Genomic DNA, 26639 nt, shown 5'->3' on the forward strand with positions numbered 1-26639 from the left:
CCAAGATCTCCGAAAATTCCTGAGCTACAAAAACAAAAAAATTATGAAAGATCAAGTTTTACCATTCAAGCAAATTGAATGGTGGGTAATTACCTTCCTTTTTGTCTGTATCATCATTTCCAACATCATTTCAGCCCCTAGTTTCAACTTAAGCAGTCAAGATGGAACCCTATACTTTGCCAAGATTTTTATCCCCTTGACTTTTATGGTAACATTTTACCTATTCCATGTCAGGGTTTTCCCGACCTATCAGCTTGACCAGAAAAAAGTAAAACTCGTAATATATTCCATTCTCCTCTTTCTGGGATCTTTCATTATCATTGGCGCTTTTTCTGTCTCAGCAAACTTTACTTCAGACTTTCTGATGCCATTTTATTTCAATACCCTGGCCATATATGCCGGCTACGGAGCAATCGTTTATATCCTCAATCAGATATTTTTAGTTCGGGAAGAAAAGGACTACAGGCTTTATAATTCACTGCGATTGTTATTGATATATATTTTTGTAGTCATCTTTTTATTGCAATTTCAAAACATAGCGGGAGAAGTTGTAGCATTTTTATTTGTAGTTATTGTACCATCCATCATTACTGTCATAGCCTATAATTTTTTCCTGATTTACAGCTACAGCAAAAGAGGAAGAAATTCTGAAGCAAGGGCATTTTATATCCTTTTGCAGGTTTTTATTGCGGGGATGTTTTTTGTGATTTCCATGGCCGAACGTACACCTCTTGCCTTATTGGTTGGCTTGATCGTAATATTGGCAGTCATGGTCCTTATCATCCCCATCTCCAATTTCCTGTTCCAAAAATATGACCACTATCTTGGTCAGCTCAATACCCTAGCGGTCAAGGTGGATCAAGGTTCGGCCAACTTGGCTTTTCTGAGATCACAGATCAACCCCCACTTTCTTTTCAATGCATTGAATACACTTTACGGAACATCCCTTCAGGAAGGTGCAGAACGTACCTCAGAAGGAATACAAAAACTGGGTGACATGATGCGCTTTATGTTACATGAAAATAACCAGGAAAGAATCCCAGTCAGCCGCGAAAAAGAATACCTGATCAACTATGTAGACCTACAAAATCTACGAATAAAGGATCAGGAGAATATAGAAATTGTATTTAACAAAAATGAAGACACCTGCAATGGTGAAATCTCTCCCATGCTCTTGATTCCTTTTGTAGAAAATGCATTCAAACATGGAATCAGTCTTCAAAAAAAGTCATGGGTAAAAATCAGCCTTCGCTGCCTTGAAGGATCTGTTCACCTTGATGTCAACAACAGCATTCACAGGGATAAAGAGGATGATCCAGAAAAAAAATCATCTGGGATAGGATTGGAAAATGTCAGGCAAAGACTGAAATTACTATATCCTGATAAGCATGAATTGATAATCCGAGAAAATGAAACTGAGTATTTTGTTCATTTAAGCATTAAATTGGGATAGTTGAAAAATGGTAGATATATGCTGTGCAAAAGATGATTGAAATATGTCTGCGGCGATATAATTTCCCACCATCAAACCAAAATTTAGGTATGGTACTTGAAAATTATTTCAACCTTATTTCTACTATATTTCTATTTTATTTCATTAATAACCTTGACATACAAAATAAATGTTATCAGCAATTGCCATAGACGACGAACCCATGGCTTTGGAAGTCATCAAGGCTCATGCTTCAAAAGTACCTTTCCTACAATTGACGGCTACATTTACAGATGCCATCAAGGCTTTGGAGTATCTAAAAGACCATCCTGCCAATTTGATATTCCTAGACATCAAAATGCCTGACATTTCAGGAATGGAGTTGGCTACTTTACTGCCGAAAGAAACAATGGTGATCTTCACTACAGCCTATTCAGAACACGCAGTTAAAAGTTTTGAATTGGACGCAATCGACTATTTGCTCAAACCATTTAATCTAAGCCGTTTTTTAAAAGCATGCCAGAAGGCTCAGGAATGGCATGAATTAAAGAAAAGCCCTAGTAGTGAATCCTCCTCAATTTTTATCAAAACAGGATTTGAACAGGTTAAAATAAACTTTGATGAGCTTCTTTATTGCGAAGCAAATGGCAATTATGTCAACTTCCACTTATCTGATAAAAAAATACTAAGCAGGATGACACTTTCCGAAACTGAAGAACTTCTTCCATCTTATTTTGTCAAGACGCATCGATCCTACATTGTCAACTCAAAGGAAATCCGGAAAATTGAAAAACATCAGGTATCTACCGGGGGAAAAATCGTACCTGTTAGTGGTGCTTTTCATAAGGAATTGGTAGAAAAGATGAAATAAATTTCATTTTTACACCAAATCTTAAGAGCCCTTACTCAGTGCTGAAAGTACTTTTTCCTTACTTTCTTATAATTACACTTGGTCAATCCTGAGCGGCTGGTAGGTACAAAAGCCAATTCTGAAATTGGCCAATATCTGGAATGTCCTCACATTATTTCAAAAAAAATGCCGGAAAAAATCCGGCATTTTATAAAAGGTTACGGTAAAGAAGGTGGAAGTCTGTTGGTAATTGAAACTTCATTTCCATTTACGGAAAGAACCAACCTAGGGGCAAGTGTGCCTCCAAAGTGTTTCTTATCCCATTCTTCTCCCAATTCGCCAAACTCACCGACTTCTAATCCAGGCTGTATATTGTAATAGTTGGTATTACTCAATACAGTGTTGTCCTGTAGTACGTGCCAAGAGAAGGTAGCATAAGGATCCTCTATTGGATTCCCTGCCACTAGTGCGCTTCCATTGAGCGGTTCGTATGGTCCGAGGAAATCATCACTGACGAATCCATACATTCCTTCAGGAGAGTTGACCCTATCCATTACTTCCGGAGAGAATTTTTCTATATGGGTAGAAAAATACAAGTAGTACTTATTGTCATGTTTGATAAAGTGTGGCCTTTCCAATTCTGAATTGATGTTTGTCACTACCAAAGGAGGCAGTAGTCTCCAGTTAGTCAAATCATTGTCTACGGCCTCAGCCAAACCAACGGCACCATTGTAGGTAGTGATATCACCAGCCTCTCTAGCAGTGAATGTCATATAGATTTTGTTGGTCTCCGGATCTCTGTAGATAAACGGATCCCTGAATGCAAATACAGTCCCTGTTTCATCAATGCCTGTGGCAGGTTGATAGATTTGACCATCAGCCTGCAGTAGAACTCTATGTTGACTAAAGTTCTCAAAGACTACACTGTCCGATTGACTGCCCACTTGGGCCGTTGCAAGGGCTATCCTTTGTTCAAAGGAAATATCACCTTCCTCACCAGGGACACCACTATTCAATCTGCCAGAATTCATATTTTCTCCTTTATCGCCCGTAGCTGTATAATAGAAATACACCAAGCCTTGATCATAATATGCTGCTCCAGCCCATTGACGTGAACCAATGATATCGTCTTCCGAAAATACCATACCCGCATCTTCCCAGTCGATACCATCCCTGGAAATGGCATATCGATGCCTTACAATATCGTGTCGTTTGCCAGACAGCACAGTGTCAGGAGCTGTTAAAACTATCATCACACGGTATCCATTGATCCTGGCAATCGAACCATCAAGGTTGAGGATTGGCCAGTAATCCCACTGATGGTAACCTGGCATCAGGTCGACACCTTCGTCAAAATCCACTCTAGGAATCGTATTTCCCGGATTCCTGGAAATCATCTTGACTTGTTCAGCAGTCCACTCTACAGTTTGTACCTCTGCCGGATCTGTTGTATCGTCAACAGTAGGCTTATCTTCTATATCACAGGAAGTGAGTAAGAAAAATCCTCCGGCTACTAAAAATGGGAGCCATACATTTCTTTTCATAATCATAAAATTTAAATTTATTAACAAAATATTATACACTATATCATACAGCTTACGACACTATAACTATTTCGTTTTTTGTTAAAAATTCAAAATTCAAGTATTCTACTGAAACAACTAACTCCTCTTGTGAAAAAAATCATGTTTACAGGCATATGAGAGGATTTATTAATAAAATAAAGTCCTGAAAACTGGCAAATCAGGGATTAACCACATCACATACATATATAACTATTTTAAGGAATTGTATATAAAAAAACGGTCTGATCTAAGAAAAAAAAAGGTAATAAGGTGAAAAAAAATTAGTGGGAAAAACAACCTTTTGCTACTAAAAAGGGTTGGCGTTTTAACTCTATAGCATTCAAGTCAAAAGACTCTCGGATACTTATGATTGGTTTGACGGGATATCAGCATCAACATACGGTTACACCGGATAGCCCAATTTTTAAATTAGTTATTCTTTATCAACACATCTGTAATTTTTTCCTTTATATTTTCTTGGTTAAGAACTTCCATGAACGGTTTGTTATAGAATTTTTCTATGCTGATTCTTCTATGATTCGCAAACTTAAGAAGTACTTCCAACTGCAGGCCGGTAGTCAAAGATTCTCCATCAACGCAAAGTTTGCGTACCAGTTGATAATACACTTCTGCTTTGTCAAATTCCTCTTTGGCCATGAAATAACTGCATAAGAGGGCATAAAATAGACCCACTTCAAACTCGCTAAGTCCGGCAAAACCGGCCCTAAAATCTTTCACATCCAAAGCATCTCCAACCAATGCTTCAACTTCCTCTATTTTCCCCAAATCAATGAGCTTAATTCCGGAAATAAATACTGAGGTAAAGTGATTGGGAAACCGATTTAATTGTTTTTGAATTGTCTGGTAAACCTTATCATCATTTTCAAGTTCAAGATATATATTAGAAAGCAGTTCATAAAATTGAGGAATCTCTTCATTTTTTTGAATTAATCCTTCAATTTTTACCGCAAGTTCTTTCAGGTCTTCTTCATTTGGATGTTCTTCATCCATTATCTCTTCAAATTCCAAAAGAACCGGAAAAAGAGTAGTTATCTCTTTTCTATCTACCTCTAAATCATCTAATTCCTTAAAATCAACCCCCTTATCGGCATCTATTCTTTTTTGCGCGAAGTCAGGAGCCAGCCATTGAGTTCCAAATGTCAATTCCTTTACCCGATCAGTAAGGGAGAGAATTAAATCCACTCCTTTATATGGATCAACCTGCTCATCATCATTCTCAGAATCATCTTCGTCCCCAGTCCAATCACCCGATCCAAAAGAAATATCGATCACTGGAATATCCTCTGTATCTTCCTCCAAAATATATTTTGTCCAGTTAAAATCTTTCTCAGTCTTATACCCCTGGTCCTGAGAAAATTCAAGTCCTCCATAAACGATATTGTGTGCCAGATTGTACTCAATTTCTATAAAATCATAAGGAGATTTTTCTTGGATATCTTCCAAAAATTCTTCAGATTCATTGAAACCCACAAAGGAATCTTTTAAGCCCTTCTCCCAGATGTCAATCAAAAAAGCTCCAAACGTGATATTTCCATTGACATGCTTTCTAACAACAATCACTTGGGCCATCCCATTTTCTTCCCATTCATCATTGACTAGACATTTGTAAATAGGTAAGCTTCGCCCTCTTTGTTTCAGGTAAGATTTAGGAGAAATTTTTGTTTGCTGTGGCTTCTTTTTTTTCTTAGACATCGGCATTAGTGTTTGACAAATCGGAGCTGTTTAATTTTTTTGAATATATCAAAAAACAAGTATGTCCGCAATCCTGTCAGGAAGCAGTATCAAAATTTTTTAACATCAATAGGCTCTTTGCTCTCAAAAGAAAAAAAGCTATGTATGGCTTGCCCAGTATTTCCAATCTGGTATGGCTTCCCACATTTTATTCTTTTCTACAATCAGGTTTTGGGCAAGGTCAAACAGGTGTGCCTCACTTTCGTAAAAATGCATCATATATCCAGCAGTATTTACAAAGCAGACCAAATCTCCAATTTGTGGAAGCTGATCAAGTGTTATCTTCCTTTTCAATAAAAACTCTTGCTCTAAACAATAAGCCCCCACAAAGTATACTTCGCAAGGCGACTCCTCTTCGGGTTTGAGAGGAAGAAAAATGGGGTCAAGAAGAAAATCTGCACTCGAACTGAACATCTGCGTACGATTCATCTCCAAGCCTACGAGTAGCCTTCCTTCAGAATCTCTTTTTCTAAAAGCCACCTGGGCTATCGTAATCCCGACCTGATCCAACATTGACCGTCCTGGCTCAATCCTCAACTCGATATCTCTTTCAGCCAAATGCGAGTACAATGGCACTCCATCCTTCTCTCCAATCAGAATTTTCTCAACAAATTTATCCTGATAGGTTTCGTTGAAATATGGATAGACTTTTGGTTCACCTATCAGCTTTCCTTCGACATTGATCATCCCCAACAAATCTTTATGAACGGTGATCTCTTCTTTACCGGGTTGGATGCTTTGCTTCAGTTCTTTGTGAAAAGCGTCCCATTCAGACGAATGACTTAAATAATTCATCAAAATGCCTCCACCCATGTCAATAAATGATGTCTTCAACCCAAACTGGGCAAGTCCATCGGCAACATCAAGGCTTTGAGACAAGCCATTGATCCTCTGTTCCATGCTGTATCCGTTCAAGTGAAAGTGCAATCCATGATAAATGAAACGCTTGTATCTACCGGACTCTGAGACATTTGTTGAGATAAAATCAACGATTTCATCTACATCAAAACCAAATCTGGAATATAATTTTTCCCCATCATGCCAAAAACCACTCAGTCTGAATCCAACCTGTAAAGTTTTATTTTCTCTTACAAGAATTTGATGCAATAGCTCGCATTCATCCCTATTATCCAAAATAACCGGGATTTGATGTGCAACGACATATTCAAGCAGTTCAGGCGTTTTCACTGCCGCTGTGACAGTGATTTTATCGGGATTTATTCCAGCAGCCACACAATCTTTGATTTCATTCAAACTCGCAGTATCCACTCCAAAACCAGCTTCTTTTGCTGCCAAAACAAAGCTTTTGCATTTATTGGCTTTCCTGGCAAAAAAGATGGTGTTTTTTATCCCATATTTCTCAAATATTTTGTCATATTTCAGGAAATTCTGTTTGTAAATACTCAGATTCAAGAGGTTAACTGGTGAGCTGTATTCTTTCATCCAGCCATTGATTACGTTTAGGTTAGCTGTTAGCTCCTTGATCCAAGAGTGGGTAATTGGTGTTAACTTTGGAATCTTTGATGTTGACATAGTTTTTTGAGATTTGGTTTGCCCAAGGTGAAAGGAAGTTATTGTTTGCCCTTGAGAGGCTTTCATTATCAAGGGTCCAGCCTTCTGTAGGAGTGCCGTAAAAGCAGATCTGTTTTTGTTTTTTCAACCTTCCTGATTGATCAATTTCCAGGCAACCGGTTTTGTATTTTTCATTTACAAAAAAGCTTGCTTTCATCTGCAATACAAGTTTTTTGATATATTCTGGCTGGGTAGCCAAACCCCCGGATTTTGGAATCCTGGCATCTATCAGTGTAACAGCTGATTTTGAAATAGAGGCCTGTTTATGGCTTAAAATTACGTCTGTAGACTGATTTTTGATCGATACTTTGGGTTTGTTTGCCAGATCGAACTGCAATAATCCCACTTCAGCAAGAGCCAATATCTTTTCCATATTTTCTTTTGGAGGCCCAAAAGAAACACGTTGAAACCTGCCGTAAAAGTGCTGATCAAAATACCGCTGGCTTTCCCCTGTGAGTTTACCAAAGGAATATACGGTGTTTAGAATGGGGTTTATTTTCCGCCACAAGGCTGACATTGCTATTTTTGATTGGTGCATTTCATTACAATTTTCCGGAAAAACGGTTTGTCGTAAATAGTTGACTACAGCATTGTGGAAATCGAGGGCTGGTAACTCAGGTGATAAAAATTCCTCCAAATCGAAAGGTTCAAAATCCGGGTATATTCCTGAAGCATACAGTTCCAGCTCTGGTAAAGTCTTTTCCGGTTGAATATTTTTGCTACACCTGAATCTCAAAAGATGTACTACATATTGGAATCGAAACTCTCTTTGAATAAATGGTAGTAAATGTAGTTTAAAATCCAGTTTGTCATGTTTGGAAAGTAGGTATTGAACCGTTTCCTCTGTGAAAAATCTCAAAGAAAAATCGGCACTATTGAAATCCTCTTTCCTCGCAATCATGGGTAGGCCCGTTCTGCAAAAAGGCAATATTTCACTCGGCTCTTTTCCTGAGGCCATATACCTGAGACTGCCATTTTCTCTTTTAAACACTCCCCCTTTCCCTTCTGTCAAGGCCAACACGGCATCTACAAAAGTTAAACCCATGCCTTTAATGGCCACAACTTTACCTTTCAAATCCTTCTTCTGAAGGTTCTCAGCTGGGTAAACAGTTTGATTAAGCGGAGAAACATCACTTATCTTTTTTACTGAATTTCTGGTATCATACTCTTTTCCAAACCGATAAGAGTGCCCAGTACAACACATCACTTCAGAAAAACCAAAGTGCATTCCACTTCCCGTATCGAGCATCAGGCTATCTGAAATCTCTGAAATAGACTTTACTTCATCTACGACCAGATGTAACCGGATATTTGGCGGAAGTGCATCTATGACTTTGCAGAGGCAGTATTGGAGGTACACGCCTGTAATGGCACGTGAACAGTAATCCTCAGCATCAACCTCCATTTCAGATTCATTTTTGAACCTTTCCAAAAACTCCCGAAGGTCTGGACGGTCAAAAACAAGCTGTTCGGGTTCATCGGTCCAAAAATCAACCTTTCCAAGGTTATAATTCATCAACAGGAAGTCAGGTTGCCGTGTTTGATAATTTGGTCCGGAACCAAAATCGGCGGATAAATTGAAACAAACGATATCCAGGAACTTCCCGGGGCAATGTGTATTCCATACACTCGCCAAACGCTCAATAGCATAGGATCCCTTTGGCCCTCCTCCGATAATGGCTACACGGAAATTGGATTCCGGCAAATAACTTTCACTGATATAACTGGCCAAAAGCCTTTGATTTTGACTGATGATATCAGTTAAACTGCTCGAGCTCCACACCTTCATTGACCTTATTGTTTATTGAATGAAAAATTTCTATTCCAAATGTTTCTTTGATCCATTCATCTGAATAGATTGTATCCAGATAGCGCTCTCCGCGATCACAAATGATGATCACTGCCTTTTCATCTGGATGTAAGTCAAGCGTATCCACGGCAGATACCAAGGCGCCCGTGGAGCCTCCTGCCAAGATAGCTTCATGTCTCAGCAGCATTTTACAACCCGCTATGCTATCATGTTCCTGTACCCAAATGGGTAATTCCAGTAGTTCTTCCCTAAGCAAGCTTGAGGTCTTTGAGGCACCGAAGCCTGGGATCACCCTTTTTTCGGGTTTTCCACCAAAAATCACACTACCGAAGGCATCGACTGGGACAATTTTCATTTGACGGCCAGTTTGTTCATTGTATTCCGCAAGCCCCATCAAAGTCCCACAGGTACTTGTCGCAGCCAATAAATAGTCCGGGTATTCTCCCAATTGATTGACGATTTCTTCTGCAGTCTGATGATGGGTGAGTGGGTTCAGCGTGTTATCATATTGTTGGGTCCAGAAGGCGTTGGGGTGCTCGGTTAAGATTTGCTGAACCCTCCCAATCCTGGTTTCAAGGTATGAACCAGAGGCATCTGCTTCCTCCACCATTTCGACGTCCGCACCATAAGCACTTAATAACTGCATGGTTTGGGAATTGATAAACGGATCTACAATCAGCTTGAGTTTGAGTCCATAATAAAGGCATATTTGGGCGAGACCTACACCCATATTTCCAGAGGTGCTCTCTACGACCAATGAGTTTGAGTTGATCAATCCTAGTTCTAAAGATTGCTCTATGATAAATTTTGCAGTTCTGTCTTTTATACTACCGGCTGGATTCATCATTTCAAGCTTTCCATATACTTGCTTCTCTGGAAAGAGTTTGGTCAAGCGGATCAGTCCTGTATTACCTATCAAAGAAGTCACACCATTAGTGACTTTGGGCTCTTTTGTAAGCCCTTCTATGATTTGATTTTTATTGGTTGAAATCATTAAGATTTTGTGTTAAGGAAGAAGTTCGAATACTTATTGAGTTAGGCGCCTACAATTTCACCTCCGTTGATGTGAAGCACTTGAGCGATCATATAGCTGCTGTCCAATGATCCCAAAAAGACATAAGCCGGACCAAATCCGAAGGTTGTCCTGCACGCTTCATAGGGGTATCTTGGTCAAAGTCTTGGATGTCATCAAAAGTAGCGACTATCAAAGGTGTCCATATTGGGCCTGGAGCTACTGCATTTACCCTAATTCCTTTCTCTGCCAAGTTCTTGGCTTTGTTCAGGGAATTCTTTTGGTTTAGTCATGAAATTTGTGGTTTAGTCGTGGTTATCTATTTCCAAAAACTGCGTTTGGATAAAAATTAAAACAAATACTACTCCACCAATCTATTTAAAGTCAGAAAATTGTGATTTATGTAAGTTTAAACATTAAAAATATAATCTTTTAAACTATGATATCTATTTTTTTGAACACAGCAAATATCAGCTTGACTGATCAAGTTGAGGAATTTGATTCCTGAATTGGGTTTTTTACTTTGCTACGAAGTCGCAATGACTCAAAGAAATATTAAAAAGATAAAAATAAGTGATCACTGAAGCCATGGGTCAACTTCAATACAATTGATCATTCTAAAATATAAATTCTGTCCCTGTATTTACTAATCTTGGATCCATTTAACAACACCTACCATACTGTCAGCAGTGCCATAATAAAGGTACCAGACCCCTTCAAAAAGAACCAGTCCCTCCAAAAATGTAGTTCCGTCCACGTATTGACCTGATTTTTCAAAGTCTTTTTCAGGCTTTATAAATGGCTGATCAGTTCTATCCAACAGCTTCCAAGGTTCTTTGGCATCAAAAAGCGCCTGTCCACCAGTGTACACCCTGTTTCCCAAGTCCTTCACTCCTATTTCATTCGAGTTTCCAGCGTTGTACATCACCACAATCCCTCTATCAGTCAATACTGGTGGAGGTCCGGCTTCTACAAGCCAGGAATCAAAATACCCAGGTCTTGGGCTTAAAACTGGTGCCAGGTTCCCTTCATGGTTTTCGATAGGCTCCCAATGTATCAGGTCTTCCGAACTCGCAAGCCAAATATGTGGCACACCATAATACATCCAATACTTGTCATTGATTTTGGCTGCGACTAACTTCCCACCTTTTACTTCCGTTACTATTGCTCCTGATTTGGTTTCGATGTTATGGTATTTGCCATCCTTCCAGGATTGGAAAACAGGCCCATGCTTCTCCCAGTTTCTCAAATCTGCCGATGTTGCGATGGCAAGGCGTGGGTATTCTCTGTTCCATTGGGTATAAGTCAACACATATTTACCATCTGCTGTTTCTACTATTCTCGGATCCTCGGTTCCTCCGGTCCATTCAAATTCTTTTTGATTGTCTTCTGCGGGGTAGAAAATAGGCTCAGTTTCTCTTTGATAGGATTTACCATCTTCAGAGGTAGCCAACCCCAATCGTGAGGTATGCCCTCCTATTTCATTTTCTCCTAACTTTTCTTCTGCCCTATACAACACATGGATTTTGCCATCTTTGAGGATCGCTGCGGGATTAAATGTTGCCATAGATTCCCAAAAAACATTGTTTCCAGTCATAGGGTCTTCAAAATCTGTATCTTCCCGAGGCTCAATAATTGGTTTTTGGTTGACTTCTCTTTCAAAGGGTCCTAGCATCCACGATTTATGCTGTGCATGGGCCGAATGGAGCGAAAGGCTGAAAAAGGCTAAGAAAAGGGCAATTTTTATATTTCGGATCATTTATAGTTCTGTTTTAGGATTTCTTCTATTTCTACAAATACCACTTTGCCGGCAGAGAACAAAAGGAACATATATATTTTTTCAAGATAGGCAATTCCTTGGCCCAGAATTGTGATATTTTATTCTTAATGCATTTGAGGGCTTTTAATTTCATTACTCCTGACAAATTACCGCATAATCATAAAACAATGGAATAATTTATATGATTATCCGCAATCATTCCACTAATCAATTAAACAAGGTTTTCTTGGCAAAGGGATACTAATAGATTTTGGATATTTATTCATATTGGTTCGAAATCACAGGTTAATTCTATTAATTAGATTCTACTGGTGTGAAAAACGAATATACATAGTGATTTAAAAGCTAAAATTTAACGTTAAAATTAAAATCCATATTATATAGTGTGTAAAACAAATTATATATTATAAAAATAAAATGAAACAGATTGAAAATTTTGAGATCAATTGCTTTTGGTGGATTAAATTTTTTTCGTCATCTTCATTTTTTTGCTTGAGCAATCATAAAGAAAATACGGAAAAAGCATCAACGAATAGCAATTAAGATTTTAAAAAAAATGAAAAAGTCAGATGGCTATGGTTTGATTGTCAATGTAAATGATAACATGCAGAAAACCACTTTTCAACAGAGGTTCTATGAATCCCAAATAAAACTCAAGGCTCACTTTGAAAGCACGAGTGATGGGAATATCTTGATTAGTCCCGATTTGAAAGTATTAAACTTCAACAAAGTAGCAAATGAAAATACCAAAGCACTTTTCGGTGAAGAATTAAGAGTTGGTTGTGATTTCGAACCCTATATTACTCCCGAAACCAAAGATGATTTCTTGATTGACTTTAAAAAGTCTCTAAATGGTGAAGTTATTTCCCGCGACATCAATCTATGTTTCAATCAAAGTAAAATCTGGTTTAAATGCTCTTACCACCCTGCCTATGATGAAAAAGGGGGAATTATCGGCATATCTTTCAATGCGACCAATATTGATGACAGAAAGAATGTAGAGAAAAGGCTCAAAGAGAATGAGGATTTTTTAGAGTCTGTCCTTCAGACGCAGAATGAAATGATCTGCCGGTTTTTACCTGACACTACACTTTCATTCTTAAACAACGCTTATTGCAAAGGTTTGGGCTACTCCAAGCAAGAGTTAATCGGCCGGAAATTTACTGAATTTATTCCTGAAGAGTTTATTGAGAATGTTTTGAAAGACCTCCGTAAACTTTCAAAAGATAATCCAACACAGACCAAGAGACACAAAACCATAAAAAATGATGGTTCTATTATCTGGCAAGAATGGACTGATACTGTGATCCTCAATCAAAGTGGCGAAGTCATAGAATTTCAATCTATAGGCAGAGATGTCACTGAGATTGTGGAAACTACAGAAAAGCTTCAGACAGTGAATCAGATTATTGAGCAATCCTTCAATGAAATCTTCACCTTCAACCCTGAGTCTCAACTTATCCTCCATGCCAATGATTGTGCCTTGAGCAAACTTGGGTATTCAAAAGATGATATTTTGAATTTGAAGTTCATTGACCTACTCAATGACTTTTCCAAATCAGAGTTTGAGAACATCTGTGCTTCCTTGCTTCAATCTCTAAGCCCAAAACACATTTTTGAAACAGAATTGGTAAAAAAGGATAATTCCACATATCCTGTAGAGATGCATTTGCAGAGAATCTATATTCATAACGTAGTCGTACTTTCAGCGATATGTTTGGACATCTCTGAAAAGAAAAAACATCAGAATTCAATCAAAAACCAAAATATTATCCTGAAGGATATCGCTTGGATGCAATCCCACCTCGTCCGTGCACCTTTGGCTAATATTTTAGGTTTGATACATTTGATGAAAGAAGAATTTGCAGATAATGATGACCTTGGCAAATATTTAGATTTGCTCAACAAGTCAAGCGAAGAGCTTGATAAAGTTATCAGAGATGTCGCCAAGAAAATAGATATCGTTGACAAGCTAGAGGAGAAGTAGCTTTTCTATTTAGCGAAACAATCTTGAAATTTATAAGCTGATTTAGAGCTTTTTCCCATAGAAAAGTGGTCAAAATCACAGGTTTTTTTGCGAGAGTCTAAACTATACTATTTCGGTAAAAAACTAAAAATCCACAGTCTCAAAACAAGTAAAAATACTGTTCTTTACGACTTTTGTTACTTTAGTTTACATTTTTAAATTTTAGGATATTTTTAGATATACATTAAAAATAAAAAAGCTATGTATATATTTTATTCGACATTAAAAAGTCATGAATTACCAAATTATGCAAGTATCCACAACATTGAAAAAAAACACCCGCAAACTATAATAAAACACAATTCTTCAGCCTTTGAAGAAAAATTATATCCTTACGAATTTGAAGATTTCGACAGCCAAGAAACAAAAAATGTGAATGTTTGGTTGAATCAAGTTTTATATGCAGGCTTATTCAAATTCAAATTTAGAAACACAAAATTCAAAGTAAACATAGGTCTCAATCTTAGAGAGTACTATAGGAACATCAACGATTACCTCTCTATCAGCAAACAAAAGAAATTGAATTACTTCATCAGAGGAAAAGAGTTATCCAAATTCTTACAGATTCAGGATTATTGTATTTACCCAAACATTTACGCTCAAGCCATTGCCTTCTCCAGAATCATCAATGAAAGTGAATTTATCCTGCTTAAATTTGGGAAAGATGACTTTGAGGGCATTTACTTCGACCCTACTTTAAATAAAGAAAAACAGCATTATACTCTTGGCCCTGGAGTAGGTGAATTTTTGACAGATTTTAATTTTGAAGGACCACAAAACGGAGGCAATCCTGCAGAAAATAAGCAGAGCAAGCAAATAGAGACCAAAATCAAATTTCAATCAAATCAATATATCAAAAATCAAATTTTAAGAAAAATAAACAAGTTGATCACTTTGAAACCTGACGCCTCGATAGTAGTAGTTCGTGACGCTGCCATTTCACCTTATGTTGGAGATATCTTAGCTTCCAAAATCAGGTCTGAAAAAGTAAAGTTTGTAATTAGTGAGGCCAATTCAATTGCAAGTGAAGGCCTTTACTTAATTGACGAGTTTGAGAGTTTGGACAGTTCCCATACCAAAGTAGGAGTAGCCATTTCTAAAGGAAAATCAATTTTCACCAGTAAATAAAAAATATAGTTATACCACTTACACTTCCTGATAGGATAAGCTAAATTCCTGATGTTTTATCAGTAAGATAAATCAATTAGTGAATTGGTAATTTCTATGGGCTAAAACCAAAAAGCCCATTAGGCTTTGTGGGAGCTATTTGCTTTTTCTGTTTGTTACAAATTAGGTGAAACACATTTTAAAACATCCCTAAAAATCATCCTTTCATATTTTAGTATCTATCCTTACCTCCTCAATTTTAGGTAATTACATTTCTTTACCCCTATTCTGGCTTTTATTTACCTTTTTTACTTTTGAGAGATTATTCCATCTAATTTGAAATAAAAAATTATGGATTCATCTAAACCTTCTCTGAAAAGTCACGAGCTGACAAATCATGTATCTATCCATAAAATCAATACAAAAGCACCTGAAGTTGATGACAAGAATGAATCCTTAACTTTTGAGGGAAACTTATATCGTTACAAAATTGGAGGTTCTGACTCTTCTAATACAAATGATTTAAATGCTTGGTTTACCTATGTTCTATACGCAGGCTTACTAAATTTCAAATTTAGGAAAACGAGATTCAAAGTAAATCTCGGTCTGAACTTGCGGGAATATTATCAAAATATCAACCATTACCTCTCCATCAAAAAACAAAAGAAACTGAGTTATATCAGTAGAGGTAAAGAGGTCTCAAAACTCTTACATATCCAAGATTTCTGTACTTATCCCAATATTTACGCCCAAGCTGTCGCTCTTTCAAAAACCATCAAAGAACCTGAGTTTATCTTACTGAAATTTGGAAAGGATGATTTTGAAGGTATCTACTTCGATCCAAGCTCGGAAAAAGAAAAACAATCCTATATACTTGGCCCGGGCCTGAGTGAGTTTTTTACTGATTTAGATTTTAATGGCCTAAAAAAGGGCCGCGATACGCAGAAGAATAAGCTCAACCAGAGTATTGATGCAAATTTAAAAATTCAAACCACACAATACCTTAAAAACCATATCGGCAAAAAGATCAATAAATTATTGATAATCAAACCTGAGGCTCTGATTGTAGTGATTCGTGAAAAGGGAATATCATCATACCTCGGAAACATGCTGGCTTCAAAAATCGAAACAGTACCTGTAGTTTTCGAAAAAAGGGAAGCCAATTCATTGGCAAGTGAAGGGCTATATTATCTTGATGACTTTGAAAGTTATGATAGCTATCATGTAAAAGTTGGCGTGGCCATCACTAACCAAAAAACGATTTTTACGAGTAAGTAAGCACTGCCTCATACTTCACAATTCTAGAGATACCATACTGAAAAAGGAGCCACTTTGGTATTTGGGTATAAGAAAATTCTGAAGTTTTAGGTTATTGTTAGACACTAACCAATGGAGTATAAAAACTATCGGTAAGAAGACCGCAAAGTCAATTGAGTTGAAAAGCATAAAAGCAGGCTATTCTCTAATGTTTATTATATGTGCTGACATTTCTTGATCATGACACACAATTATTTTAATTGGGAGATTTTAAAGTCTTTGAGACCGAATAAACTTGGGGTGGTACTGTCTTAAAACATCCTGTAATCTAGGAGTGCCCAATCTGAATTTTCTAGCCACGATATCAACATTATTATAACCATATTCCCACCTGAATTCTTCTGTAGACCTCAATTCAAAATTCCGGTTTCTAAGAATCTTACCGGGAAATAATGGAAAAGCAAACTGAAAACCGACATTCAAGCCATTTTCTGTCATCGCTCCATAGAGTCCGATATCGATATTGCCATACTGTTTGATAAGATCTCCTCTTAGCCCTTTATCGTTGAAAAGAAATTGGCCTGCAGTCAGTCCAAGAGAAATGGATGGCAGCCTAGGTAGCCGGTACTCGTAATTTAATAAAAAGGTAAACTCATCAAGCCTGTTCATATAAACGCCCGATTTGGGGAGAAAATAGAAACCTGTGAGCGAACTTTCTACACCAAGGCTCCAGTTTTTGTCCATAGGCATATAGCGGTATTGAAAATCCAGCCCATACCTATCGAAAAAGAACAAACCTCCTGTTATGGAATAGAAATGCCTGTTTTCAACAGCACGGAATAAATGTAAATGAGAAGGCGCCAACCTGATATTCTTTTCTTGGGCATCAAGGTTATTGGTGATTGGTAGGAGAACGCCGGTGTGCAAACTTACACCGGAGAAAAGATATATCCTGGTATCTAGAATAAGATTGGTTTTGTTTTGAAAGGGATCATCAAACTTCCCAAATCTTGCAGAAAAATCAGGACTGATCCTTACATGAAACCTGTACCCCTTATTGATTTCATTGTTCTCATTGAAAAACAAAGTATTCTCTTTGGATAAATCATGAAATCCAAAATCATTACCGGAAAATTTACCGATGGGCTGATTGTGATAAGCAGGGATAAAAAAAATGGCCTTCCCTCCTACATCCCCGATTATCTTATTGGCAAACACCATGCTTTGGTATGGATTTCGAAAAGTCCTATGTTCAAAATAAACCTCTAGGGTATCATTTGACTCATTCAACATGACATTTTCAAAACCATTCTCATAAAGACGCGCTCTAACTCCATGCTGAGCAGAGACCAATGAGCACAAATGAAGCAGCAACACAAATGAAAAGAAAAATTTATTTACCATATCTTCTCAGTTCTCTGCTCTCAAATTGTAAAGGAAAGGACAAATTAAAGGCGGCTCCCAAATTCTTAAAATCGTAGGCATTGACTTGAATTGAACCCACTTCTTTTAACTTCAGTAGCAAGCCTCCATGAATATCTTCACCATCGTATTCCACCATCAATCCTAACCAAGAAATTGGCTTCCAGGTCAAGGCAGTAAAAACACCATTGAGGTAACGGATATTGCGGGCCGATTTTGAATAAAATTTATAGCTTTGACCTGTTATGCCCAAAAATCTCCTGTTATTGGGATAACTATCCAGCACATAAGGTAATCCATATCCAAGTGTGTAATCAAAGGAACCTATTCCTGTATCAGTTATAGATTTTGATGCAACGATTACGTTATGGCCTAAATAGTCAGAAACAGAACCCGGAGGACTCAATATTAATACCAAGTCTGGCATTAATTTCTTTTCTTTAAATAAGCGCAACCTCAAATCAGCGTGTCTATCTCCAATTCCTATCCTATCTCGATCAGGTAGCTGAGTGATATTCAAGTTGACCTCTAGAAAATCCGTTAATCCCAGCCTAAGACCAAAAATAATCTCAGAATAATAATCTTTCATGAAGCGATTAATGGCGTGGGATTGTGGAATATAGGCTACACTAAAACCAAGTTGACGATCAGTTTGCCACTTAGCAGAAGGCGTCATGATATGCCCTGCTTTACCCAATACATTTACCTGAGCCTGACCGATAAAAGGAATAAACAAAAAACAAAAAAAAGCAAGCCATACTTTGAGTATGGACTTGCATTCAGGGGTGATTAAAAGCGCAATAGGAAATGGTGGTTTAATCTTTTGACTCGGTATCATCTGTAATTTTAGTCATTTTGAATAGACGATATCTCAATGAAACACCAAATTCAAGTCCTGACAGTTCTATATTTCTTGTCACAGAAGGCCCTCCAAAATCTGGAGTATACGATTTATTGTAAGACCCAGTGTTGTATCTACCTTCTAACCCCAAGCCAATATTATCTGTGAAATAATACTCCAGACCAAGTTTGACATTCATACCATAATTATTTCCAGTAAACTCCACTGGAGCGATATTTCCCTCTCCAGTCGTCACGTTTCTATCCGCTGTGTGCTGAAGGAAATATCTATTTACCCCCAGACCAGCAAAAGCACTCAATTTTTCATTTATAGAAATATTGTAGATCAAGCTAAGACTTGCAGGAATTATCCTTTGCTGAATGCTTTCTTCCACCACTAGGCCATTCGCAAAAGTAGAGCTGCCCGTGTAAGTATAAGACCAAACCCCTAACCTTCCTTCCAATGCCAATCCTTTATGGAGATTAACCTCTGCAAAAACAGCAGGCATAAGCGCAGCTGATGTAAAACCGCCTTGTTCTGAAGGAGCATTTATGAAGAAGAATCTTTCATCAACTTCTCCATAGGTTCTATTCCAATGCGATAGGGAAAACCCAAATTTCGAAACTTGCACTTGGGCAAATAATTCAGAGGAATACGAAGAAGAAAATATTAATAAGATGAGTATTTTAAATGATAGACTTTTCATATGATATATATTAATTCCCTGATCCTTGGTTATGACAATTGTTCAATGAGGTTTGTAAAACATTATCGAGATTTGACTTAGCTGTATTGAAACTATTATTGATATTTTGCAATGATTGCTGAAGCAATATGCCTGCTATAGCGACCTCGTTGTCTCTCAATCTCTCATGGTATTCAAGGTAAAAATCATAGTTAAGATCAATTATGTATTTGTAATAATAGCTATAGAGGAGTGTATAATATCTTAAATTATCCGCCAACTCAGGACTAAAAGTCTGAAGATTGTTTGCAGCATCTATGTTATTATTAATGTTTTCCCTCAAAGTAGTCAAGCTTGCTCTGTATTCATCTAATGCCGCCTGATCTCTACTTAACAGCCTTGCCTCAGCCTCAGCCACTCTTCTATTCAGATTTTGGTTTGCGGTTTCTATTCGTATTGCCCTTTGATTATTTAATTGTCCTAAGGCTTCATCATAAGCTTGATTTGCTGCAACAGCACATGAACCTACAAGTGTACTCACTCTAACAAATTCAAGATCCAGGTCGAAACCAAATTCATCTTCTCCTGTCAACCTTCCTGAAGGGTTGATAAGCAAATCAGGAAGCTGAGGCAAGATCAATGAAGGGAAAAGCGAACTTACCGGGCTTGATTCAGCTGCCAAAATAGCTATTTGGAGAATGCTGTTATTTAATTCAACACCTTCTCCTAATAATTGATCTACTGCAGTTGAATTTAGGTTTCTTGCCTCACCTGTCAATAGCTCTTCTGTTTCATCATCTAGATCTACAACAAAATCTGAAACATTGGCTAAGAATTCTTTAGCTGTTTCATCAATATCATCTTCCGAGGTAGCACTTGAAAGGTTCGGCAGAATCGGTTCAATCGCATTGGAATTAGTAACTTCTGAACGCTCAGGCTCTTGAATTACAGGCTCTTCCTCTTCCAAAGGAGGTAATTCAGCTATACTCTCAAAATCTTTGTTGATAAATTGATATGGTTGGATAAACTCAAGATCTTGACTACTACAAGCGAAAAATAGTAGTGGGACAAACATAAAAATTATGAAAGCCTCTATTGAAAACTGTTTAAAATTAGTAAACATAAACATTGAAATTTTAAAATGTTGTAAATCTTTCCACAATTAAAGGTTCGGATTTTCGAAACTATATAATAAAATGTGGTAGCCTTTTATTAAGTAAACAAAAGGTATATTACAGTAAACAAGGAGTTATTTATGCTCTGCATTTTGCTAGATGCAATTCATTGAAATGGCCGAAACTTCCTAAAAAAATGAGGTAAATACGCGGAAAAAACATCAATACAAAGAGTTGTATATATCTCACCTAAGTCTAAATCCCTAAGAGTTCTCAGGCACATGAATGGTAAAAAAATCAAATACTCGTCACGCTCATATTTTTTGAAAGAGGTAGGGAAACCAATATAAGGAAGGTTTTGTAAAGCTAAGGGAAACGTTCTTCTTTATGCTCTAAACTCTTTTTGAAAATCCTCTAATTTGTTTCTTGTATCTATCAGTTCCCTTTTCAATTGCCTTTCCTTATCAATCCAATGTTTTTTTGATTGCTCATACCGGCATTCAAGGTCTATACAAATGTCCTTTACATCAGAAAAACTTGAATTAATTTTGAAAATGTAAATTAGACCTCCAATGATCATGATCCCGAATAACACATTCAATGCCAATAGAAGTGGATCGTTATGAGCACGAGCGGTTTGAATGGGGAGTGAGTTGACTCTTTTTTCTTCAGACAACAATGCAGCTTGCATGGCAACAACATTGAAAAGGCTATCTTGCTTTTTGAGCAATAGAGACTTGTCAGTATTTAAGTAAGTCTTGAGGCTATCCCAATCTTTGACTGCTAATACAAAGTGGTTTGGACTATTGGCAGCGGCACCTAGACGGCTTTCAAACTCATCTAAAAACTGAGAACCTTGATAAGCAGCAAGGCTAAAGGGTAGTGTGAAAATTAGCATTAAAAATGTCAGTAGGCTAATTTTATGAGATTTCTCAATTTTCAACATGATATTACCTGATTATGAATAATTTATTTCTGGTACAGTCGTTTGACATATTTTTCTATTAAATAGAGCTTAATTGGTGGATTATTCTAAAAAAGGTAAACGATATGTTTATTGATGTAAATAAATAGACAAATTCTAGGAAACTAATGAATTGGGGAACAGACCTTGAACTTACCATTTACCTCATTATACTTTCGAAATTTTTCAATTAGATTTGCTTCAAAGCCTTGTTCATCTTTACAACATGTCTTTTTGACCATTCCTGAGGAGGTCTTGGTCAGCTGCACCAATTCTTCAATATTAGCTTTATGAACAAGTATACTCGGAGAAATCTCAAAAAATAAAAACTCTTTTAAGCCAAAATTGAAACTCATGGGATATGCGATTGAGTAAGAGTTTATAACCACAAATAAGTCTAAAATTAACATTCTTCGAACCGCTTTTAGATTATTGGTTTAAAACATATCCTACTATACAAAAATAAAAACTAACTCTTGTATCAATTGAAATAACGTTTAAACGATTTTTTCTTCAATCTAATTTTGACTCAGGGGAAACAAGGGCAAGTCTATAGACACCAATGTACCTTTGCCTTCCTCGGATTCGATGGTGATTTCTGCACCGATCAGGGTGACAAACTCCTTGACTATGCTAAGGCCTAGACCGGTACCTTTGATTCCTGTAGTATTTTTGCCTCTATAAAAAGAAGAAAATAAGCCTGATTTATCTGAATCTGGAATCCCAATTCCATAATCTTTGATCTCGATTTTAATCACATCGACGATTTTTTCTACTGAAATTTCAGGTTCCTGTCTTTCCTTCGAATACTTCAGGGAATTGGATATGATGTTTTGAAGCACGTGGTGTAGTAAGTTCAAATCTGACATCACAAACCTGGCTTCCGGATCAATAACCAATTTTGGTTTTCGAGAATCACCTTTTACATTGATAGTGTCGACCAATTCCCCAAAAAGCTCCCTCAGGTCAATGCGGTCAAAAGAGGTTTTGATTTTCCCTTGCATGGACTTTTCTAGCATCAGGATCCCATCCAAAGTTTTCTCTAACCTGTCTACTTGAGTAAGGATACTCGTAGTATGCTTGTTTAATACATCCACAATCAAATTTGGGCTTTTTGCCATTTTCATCTGAATCAACTCCACACTTGATGTGATGGTAGATAACGGAGTTCTGAATTCATGAGAGGCCATAGAAATAAACCTCGACTTAAGTTTATTCAACTCTTGCTCTTTTTTGAGATTCTCTTCAATGAGGTTGATGCCATTTTTGATATCAGTGATGTCCTGAACTGTACCAAACAACCTGATATCATCTACAGAATGAAACTCTACGCTACCAATAAATCTGATCCAAATATCATTGCCTTTGTAAGAAATCAAGCTTAATTCCAAATCGAAGGCCTTATTGCATTCAATCGCTTTTTCGAAGACTTCCATCAGTCGGTTTATGGGTTCTTCTGAAGGGAAGAAACTTGTCCATGTCAATTGCTGTAGCTCTTGTGTCGAAATTTGATCTATTTCAAGGATCTCTTGGACTTGTGATGATAAGGTCGGCAGTTCCTTGTTAAGAAAACTGGTATAACTCATTTCCCAAGTGCCGATTTTGGCAATCTCATTGCTTTTTTCCAAAATAACCTGGTAAAAATCATTCATGCGCTGAAGTTTGTTCAGCTCAGACCTATCCAAAATATAGAACACATAAAATGTCTTGCTATTGATCAATGTCCGCGAACAACTAACGCTGATTTCTTTGGCTTTGCCATCTTTTCTAATGATCCTAAATTCATTCAAGTATGACTTTTCAAGATCCGCAGGTCTGATATTACTGTCCTTAGAAACATATTCTCTAAAAAAATTCTTGCCAAGCACATTTGCTGAGGCCTCTCCAAAAAGTTCTTCTGAAAACTTGTTCCATCTGATAATGCCCCCTTCATCATCGATCAGGACAAGGGCTGTTCCAGCATTGTTATAAATGGACTTGATAGCATTGAGATTCTTTTTGTTTCTAAAAAACTGATAGACAATGATCACCAATAAAATGGCTAGTACAGCCGTAGTGATCACCAGTATTCTGATTTCTTGTAAATTGGCTTCTACAATCTTCTCATTGATTTCTTTGGTTTTGAGTGCTTCAGCATATTTTTTGTCAAGTTCTCTACTTCTAATCAAGTCAAGATAAATATTGGTTTTGTCTTCCGCAATCCTATTGTTTTTGCCTTTCAGGATTTCCACAAATTGTGAGGTATAGAACTGAAGCATTTCGGAGTTGTTTCTCTCTTGATAATAGGAAATGACTTCTTCGTAAACCTCATTGACAAAAAATGAAAAATTCAGGTTGGGAATCATTTTGAGAGCAGCCTCCAGATATTCCATCATACCTTGGGTATCATCTTCATTTTTGTGAATCAAAGCAAGATGATACAAGGCACTCATGGTCGCATATTTCTGGGCATCAGAGCCTAATTGATCCGATATCCCCAGGGATCTCATAAAATAGTCTTTTGCAGATTCAAAATTTTCAGATTTAAACTCTATTTCTCCAAGGTAACTCAGGCAAGAAGATGCCAATTGATAGTTTTCAAGTTCAAGACTAAATTCCAGTGCTTTTTGAAATTTAGAAATTGCATTTTCCTTTTCACTGAGCATAAAAAAAGCCAGGCCCAAGTTGTGTGAGGCTATGGATTTTCTTTCCATATCCTGGGTATTGTCAAAAAAATCATAGGCCATTTTATAATATCCAAAGGCAATTGAATCCTGACCAAGTCTATTGAAAGTATTTCCGAGCGATATATTACAATTAGCGATCCCTTCCTGATTGTCTAAAGTTTCAAAAATATCCAAAGCCTTTTTGATGTATTCGATAGACTCAGCAAAGGAATATTGGGCCGAATAAACAGCAGACATGTTCCTAAAAGCAAAAGCTTGACCTTCATCATAATTGTATGACAACGCAAGTTCTAAAGCTTCATTTGCATACTTCAAAGCTTTTATATTGTCCACAAAAGAATATCTTTTGCTGAGATCATTGAGACTGTCTATCATGATCAAAGTATGATCTTTTATGACAACATCTTGAGCACAAACCTCATTAAAACAAAGCAATACACTTAAAACAACAGCAGCTATCGATTTACCTATAATTAATTCTATATTTTCGCTTTTATATTTAATCATCATTGTATTTACTTATCCCGGTAGAAATCAAAAAAAAAATAATTCTGTAATTTATCATGACAATTTTAATTTGTTTGTTCTGGGGGTTTAATACGGCTCACTTCATTTTTATTAAATTACCTTTTATTTATTTATGTAAATAAAAAGTTTAATTAAGTAAAAATTATGCGCGTGTAGCTTTTATAAAAATTTTATAGAACTAAAATAATCATGAAAAAAAATCCAAAGAATTTACTGTTTTTATTCTATATAGCTTATACTTGGATCCCAAATGTAGCGTAAGATATGAACCCAAAAATTGTCTTAGTTGAAGACGAAGAGATTTTAAGAGAAAACCTAAAAGAAATTTTAGAAATCAATAATTTTGAAGTTTCTGACTTTTCGAATGGAAATCAGGTACTTGAATACTTAAAATCAAATAAAACATCATTAATCATTTCAGACTTGATGATGCCGGAAATGGATGGTCATAGGTTGCTTCAGCAAATCCGGTCTAATGAATGGACCAAGGATATCCCTTTTATACTCCTATCCGCCAAGATAGAGCAAGACGATAGGGATAAGAGTTTTGCTTTGGGTGCGGATCAATATTTAATCAAACCAATAAAAACCGTTGATCTGATTAAATCTATCAAATCGATTTTGAAAGATTAATTTTTGCTTTCTCTATGGGAGCCCACAAGCTCTCTTAACTCCTTATAAAATCCTCTTCTAATCGGAATTACATAGTCCTTTATTTGAATAACCTTTCCATTGAACAGCTCAATGGCATTTTTATTTACAAGGTAAGATTTGTGCACCCTGATAAAAACTGAAGGGTCGAGCCTTGCTTCAAAGTCTTTGAGGATATCCCTGATAATGAAAGCTTTCTTCACTGTAAAAATCCTTGTATACAAGCCATCAGCCTGTGCATAAAGAATTTCTGAAGTGGGAATTAAAGATATAAAGCCCTTATCTCTGATTTGAATGGTAGTTTCTTCCTTCTTCTTTTTAGCACCAGAGCTTAGCCTCTTTTTATAGTTAGATAATGAAAGAAGCAGCGTGGTTTTCAAACTTTCCCTTGAAAATGGTTTGAGTAAATGCCCATCAGGGGACACATCAATCACTCTTCTAATGACATCATTCTCTGAGTAAGCTGTAATGAATACAATAGGTACATCAATTTTCTTTTTAACTTCCCTTGCCAATGAAATCCCATCCATATCTCCTTTGATCATAATATCCAAGATCAAAAGGTCTACTTTATTCAGTCTCAAAAACTCTTGAGCCCCAATAGCATTGTCAAAAATTGCGGAAACATTAAATCCCAAGGAGGCCAACAACTCCCTTAGGTTCATTGCCAATTCACGGTCATCTTCTACCAACACTACGTTGTTCACTATCATAAATACATATTTATCTTGATCTGCCTTCGAATTAAAGGAATAAAAAGGTGAATCAAGAAATAAAGAAACATAGTGATAAATTAGGTAAATGAATAGGTGAGAGAAATCAGAAAAACAAAGGTTGAATTAGGTAATCGTTATTCTACTGAAAATATCAAAGTACATTATTTACAATAATCTGCAGAAATTATATAGGAAAATAAAAATGATTAAACTTGTATTTAGTTTTACACGGATTAAGAGGAAAAACACTCGTAAAAGATGAAGATATTGGTAGTGGATGATGATATGCTCATCCGAAAGGTTGTCGCTCAGTACTTTTCAAAAAGAGAGTTTTTGGTAATGACATCTGACAATGGTGAGGATGCACTAGAGTTATTCTACAATGCTGAAGAAAAATTTGATGCCATCATCACGGACATCATGATGCCGAAAATGAATGGAATTGAGTTCACCAAAAAAGTAAAAGCACTTAATACAAACATCCCGGTAATAGCAATGACTGCGGGAGATATAGAAAAAATCGCTGATCAAGCTTATTTATTTGAATCGATATTCAGCAAGCCTGTTGAATTAGCCAAACTTCTGGAGCTCGTCCTTCAAAAAATAGAGGAGGGAAGGAAAGGCAAAGGAAAGGATGAAGGATGAGGGAGGAAGGATGAAAAGGTTGGTGCTTTGTGTGGTGGTGGTGTTTTGATTTACGAATTACGACCTAGCCTTCCGGTAGGCAGGTTTACGAGGGGCAAATCGGAGCGATCGCTGATTGGATTAGGAATCGGAATTTGAAAAAATATCGAATTTCGAATGATGGATGATGAATGATGAAGGAAGGGAAAGGCAATAGAAAGGATGAAGGATGAGGGAGGAAGGATGAAAAGGTCTGTGGTCTGT

The 26639-nt window shown here is 36.8% G+C and carries 22 protein-coding genes; 7 read left to right on the forward strand and 15 right to left on the reverse strand.

The window, feature by feature from the left end; translation table 11 throughout:
• Positions 1-43: 43 nt before the first annotated feature.
• The gene (locus CLW00_RS08625; protein WP_106133379.1) at positions 44-1453 is read left to right on the forward strand and encodes a sensor histidine kinase; all 1410 of its coding nucleotides are present in this window, start codon (positions 44-46) and stop codon (positions 1451-1453) included.
• A 169-nt stretch (positions 1454-1622) separates the two neighbouring features.
• A complete protein-coding gene (locus CLW00_RS08630; RefSeq protein WP_106133273.1) occupies positions 1623-2303 on the forward strand; it encodes a LytR/AlgR family response regulator transcription factor in 681 nt (226 codons plus the stop codon).
• A 197-nt stretch (positions 2304-2500) separates the two neighbouring features.
• On the opposite strand, the gene CLW00_RS08635 is transcribed toward CLW00_RS08630, so the two are convergent.
• The 7 genes from CLW00_RS08635 to CLW00_RS08665 form a co-directional block, all read right to left on the reverse strand.
• Positions 2501-3826: a glycoside hydrolase family 68 protein gene (locus tag CLW00_RS08635; protein ID WP_170073192.1), complete on the reverse strand. Its 1326-nt coding sequence runs from the start codon at positions 3824-3826 to the stop codon at positions 2501-2503.
• Between the two features lie 450 nt (positions 3827-4276).
• Positions 4277-5560 (reverse strand): hypothetical protein, encoded by a 1284-nt coding sequence (locus tag CLW00_RS08640; RefSeq protein WP_106133275.1) that lies wholly within the window; start codon positions 5558-5560, stop codon positions 4277-4279.
• A gap of 138 nt (positions 5561-5698) precedes the next feature.
• Positions 5699-7132: a type III PLP-dependent enzyme domain-containing protein gene (locus CLW00_RS08645; protein ID WP_170073193.1), complete on the reverse strand. Its 1434-nt coding sequence runs from the start codon at positions 7130-7132 to the stop codon at positions 5699-5701.
• On the reverse strand, positions 7065-8960 hold the full coding sequence (locus tag CLW00_RS08650) for an FAD/NAD(P)-binding protein (RefSeq protein WP_106133277.1): 1896 nt from the start codon (positions 8958-8960) through the stop codon (positions 7065-7067). The genes CLW00_RS08645 and CLW00_RS08650 overlap by 68 nt, the downstream gene beginning before the upstream one ends.
• Positions 8929-9975 (reverse strand): 2,3-diaminopropionate biosynthesis protein SbnA, encoded by a 1047-nt coding sequence (gene sbnA, locus CLW00_RS08655; RefSeq protein WP_106133278.1) that lies wholly within the window; start codon positions 9973-9975, stop codon positions 8929-8931. Before sbnA ends, CLW00_RS08650 begins: the two co-directional genes overlap by 32 nt.
• Positions 9976-10063: 88 nt before the next feature.
• Positions 10064-10246 carry an SDR family oxidoreductase gene (locus tag CLW00_RS08660; protein WP_425437947.1) on the reverse strand — a complete coding sequence of 61 codons (183 nt, stop codon included), beginning with the start codon at positions 10244-10246 and terminating at the stop codon, positions 10064-10066.
• A 393-nt stretch (positions 10247-10639) separates the two neighbouring features.
• On the reverse strand, positions 10640-11752 hold the full coding sequence (locus tag CLW00_RS08665; protein WP_106133279.1) for a glycoside hydrolase family 130 protein: 1113 nt from the start codon (positions 11750-11752) through the stop codon (positions 10640-10642).
• Positions 11753-12329: 577 nt separating this feature from the next.
• Here CLW00_RS08665 and CLW00_RS08670 point away from each other — a divergent pair.
• From CLW00_RS08670 to CLW00_RS08680, 3 genes are all read left to right on the forward strand, one after another.
• Positions 12330-13760 carry a PAS domain S-box protein gene (locus tag CLW00_RS08670; protein ID WP_106133280.1) on the forward strand — a complete coding sequence of 477 codons (1431 nt, stop codon included), beginning with the start codon at positions 12330-12332 and terminating at the stop codon, positions 13758-13760.
• Positions 13761-14000: 240 nt separating this feature from the next.
• Positions 14001-14927, forward strand: coding sequence for a hypothetical protein (locus CLW00_RS08675; protein WP_106133281.1), 927 nt, complete (start codon positions 14001-14003; stop codon positions 14925-14927).
• Between the two features lie 330 nt (positions 14928-15257).
• A complete protein-coding gene (locus CLW00_RS08680) occupies positions 15258-16184 on the forward strand; it encodes a hypothetical protein (protein ID WP_106133282.1) in 927 nt (308 codons plus the stop codon).
• A 249-nt stretch (positions 16185-16433) separates the two neighbouring features.
• Here the strand turns inward: CLW00_RS08680 and CLW00_RS08685 are convergent, their stop codons facing one another.
• From CLW00_RS08685 to CLW00_RS08715, 7 genes are all read right to left on the reverse strand, one after another.
• A complete protein-coding gene (locus tag CLW00_RS08685; protein WP_106133283.1) occupies positions 16434-17567 on the reverse strand; it encodes a YjbH domain-containing protein in 1134 nt (377 codons plus the stop codon).
• Positions 17557-18423 carry a YjbH domain-containing protein gene (locus tag CLW00_RS08690; protein WP_106133284.1) on the reverse strand — a complete coding sequence of 289 codons (867 nt, stop codon included), beginning with the start codon at positions 18421-18423 and terminating at the stop codon, positions 17557-17559. Before CLW00_RS08690 ends, CLW00_RS08685 begins: the two co-directional genes overlap by 11 nt.
• Positions 18401-19132, reverse strand: coding sequence for an outer membrane protein (locus CLW00_RS08695; protein WP_106133285.1), 732 nt, complete (start codon positions 19130-19132; stop codon positions 18401-18403). The genes CLW00_RS08690 and CLW00_RS08695 overlap by 23 nt, the downstream gene beginning before the upstream one ends.
• Positions 19133-19142: 10 nt before the next feature.
• On the reverse strand, positions 19143-20234 hold the full coding sequence (locus tag CLW00_RS08700; protein ID WP_106133286.1) for a hypothetical protein: 1092 nt from the start codon (positions 20232-20234) through the stop codon (positions 19143-19145).
• A gap of 377 nt (positions 20235-20611) precedes the next feature.
• Positions 20612-21124 (reverse strand): hypothetical protein, encoded by a 513-nt coding sequence (locus tag CLW00_RS08705; protein ID WP_106133287.1) that lies wholly within the window; start codon positions 21122-21124, stop codon positions 20612-20614.
• Between the two features lie 191 nt (positions 21125-21315).
• A complete protein-coding gene (locus CLW00_RS08710) occupies positions 21316-21546 on the reverse strand; it encodes a hypothetical protein (RefSeq protein WP_106133288.1) in 231 nt (76 codons plus the stop codon).
• Between the two features lie 162 nt (positions 21547-21708).
• On the reverse strand, positions 21709-24366 hold the full coding sequence (locus CLW00_RS08715; RefSeq protein ID WP_106133289.1) for an ATP-binding protein: 2658 nt from the start codon (positions 24364-24366) through the stop codon (positions 21709-21711).
• A gap of 282 nt (positions 24367-24648) precedes the next feature.
• Here CLW00_RS08715 and CLW00_RS08720 point away from each other — a divergent pair, with 282 nt between their 5' ends.
• The gene (locus tag CLW00_RS08720) at positions 24649-25017 is read left to right on the forward strand and encodes a response regulator (protein WP_106133290.1); all 369 of its coding nucleotides are present in this window, start codon (positions 24649-24651) and stop codon (positions 25015-25017) included.
• On the opposite strand, the gene CLW00_RS08725 is transcribed toward CLW00_RS08720, so the two are convergent.
• Positions 25014-25748: a LytR/AlgR family response regulator transcription factor gene (locus CLW00_RS08725; protein WP_106133291.1), complete on the reverse strand. Its 735-nt coding sequence runs from the start codon at positions 25746-25748 to the stop codon at positions 25014-25016. The genes CLW00_RS08720 and CLW00_RS08725 overlap by 4 nt on opposite strands.
• Positions 25749-26009: 261 nt before the next feature.
• Between CLW00_RS08725 and CLW00_RS08730 the strand changes: the two genes are divergently transcribed.
• Entirely contained in the window at positions 26010-26396 is a 387-nt protein-coding gene (locus CLW00_RS08730) for a response regulator (RefSeq protein ID WP_106133292.1), read from the forward strand.
• Positions 26397-26639 lie beyond the last annotated feature (243 nt).

The sequence above is a fragment of the Mongoliibacter ruber genome, from assembly GCF_003003005.1.
GTDB lineage: Bacteria > Bacteroidota > Bacteroidia > Cytophagales > Cyclobacteriaceae > Mongoliibacter > Mongoliibacter ruber.

What these genes read in the sequence shown, in the direction of transcription:
- CLW00_RS08625 (WP_106133379.1), top strand. Translation starts at nt 44, where the DNA reads ATGAAAGATCAAGTTTTACCATTCAAGCAAATTGAATGGTGGGTAATT.
- CLW00_RS08630 (WP_106133273.1), top strand. Translation starts at nt 1,623, where the DNA reads ATGTTATCAGCAATTGCCATAGACGACGAACCCATGGCTTTGGAAGTC.
- CLW00_RS08635 (WP_170073192.1), bottom strand. Translation starts at nt 3,826, where the DNA reads ATGAAAAGAAATGTATGGCTCCCATTTTTAGTAGCCGGAGGATTTTTC.
- CLW00_RS08640 (WP_106133275.1), bottom strand. Translation starts at nt 5,560, where the DNA reads ATGTCTAAGAAAAAAAAGAAGCCACAGCAAACAAAAATTTCTCCTAAA.
- CLW00_RS08645 (WP_170073193.1), bottom strand. Translation starts at nt 7,132, where the DNA reads ATGTCAACATCAAAGATTCCAAAGTTAACACCAATTACCCACTCTTGG.
- CLW00_RS08650 (WP_106133277.1), bottom strand. Translation starts at nt 8,960, where the DNA reads ATGAAGGTGTGGAGCTCGAGCAGTTTAACTGATATCATCAGTCAAAAT.
- sbnA (WP_106133278.1), bottom strand. Translation starts at nt 9,975, where the DNA reads ATGATTTCAACCAATAAAAATCAAATCATAGAAGGGCTTACAAAAGAG.
- CLW00_RS08665 (WP_106133279.1), bottom strand. Translation starts at nt 11,752, where the DNA reads ATGATCCGAAATATAAAAATTGCCCTTTTCTTAGCCTTTTTCAGCCTT.
- CLW00_RS08670 (WP_106133280.1), top strand. Translation starts at nt 12,330, where the DNA reads ATGAAAAAGTCAGATGGCTATGGTTTGATTGTCAATGTAAATGATAAC.
- CLW00_RS08675 (WP_106133281.1), top strand. Translation starts at nt 14,001, where the DNA reads ATGTATATATTTTATTCGACATTAAAAAGTCATGAATTACCAAATTAT.
- CLW00_RS08680 (WP_106133282.1), top strand. Translation starts at nt 15,258, where the DNA reads ATGGATTCATCTAAACCTTCTCTGAAAAGTCACGAGCTGACAAATCAT.
- CLW00_RS08685 (WP_106133283.1), bottom strand. Translation starts at nt 17,567, where the DNA reads ATGGTAAATAAATTTTTCTTTTCATTTGTGTTGCTGCTTCATTTGTGC.
- CLW00_RS08690 (WP_106133284.1), bottom strand. Translation starts at nt 18,423, where the DNA reads ATGATACCGAGTCAAAAGATTAAACCACCATTTCCTATTGCGCTTTTA.
- CLW00_RS08695 (WP_106133285.1), bottom strand. Translation starts at nt 19,132, where the DNA reads ATGAAAAGTCTATCATTTAAAATACTCATCTTATTAATATTTTCTTCT.
- CLW00_RS08700 (WP_106133286.1), bottom strand. Translation starts at nt 20,234, where the DNA reads ATGTTTACTAATTTTAAACAGTTTTCAATAGAGGCTTTCATAATTTTT.
- CLW00_RS08705 (WP_106133287.1), bottom strand. Translation starts at nt 21,124, where the DNA reads ATGCTAATTTTCACACTACCCTTTAGCCTTGCTGCTTATCAAGGTTCT.
- CLW00_RS08710 (WP_106133288.1), bottom strand. Translation starts at nt 21,546, where the DNA reads ATGAGTTTCAATTTTGGCTTAAAAGAGTTTTTATTTTTTGAGATTTCT.
- CLW00_RS08715 (WP_106133289.1), bottom strand. Translation starts at nt 24,366, where the DNA reads ATGATGATTAAATATAAAAGCGAAAATATAGAATTAATTATAGGTAAA.
- CLW00_RS08720 (WP_106133290.1), top strand. Translation starts at nt 24,649, where the DNA reads ATGAACCCAAAAATTGTCTTAGTTGAAGACGAAGAGATTTTAAGAGAA.
- CLW00_RS08725 (WP_106133291.1), bottom strand. Translation starts at nt 25,748, where the DNA reads ATGATAGTGAACAACGTAGTGTTGGTAGAAGATGACCGTGAATTGGCA.
- CLW00_RS08730 (WP_106133292.1), top strand. Translation starts at nt 26,010, where the DNA reads ATGAAGATATTGGTAGTGGATGATGATATGCTCATCCGAAAGGTTGTC.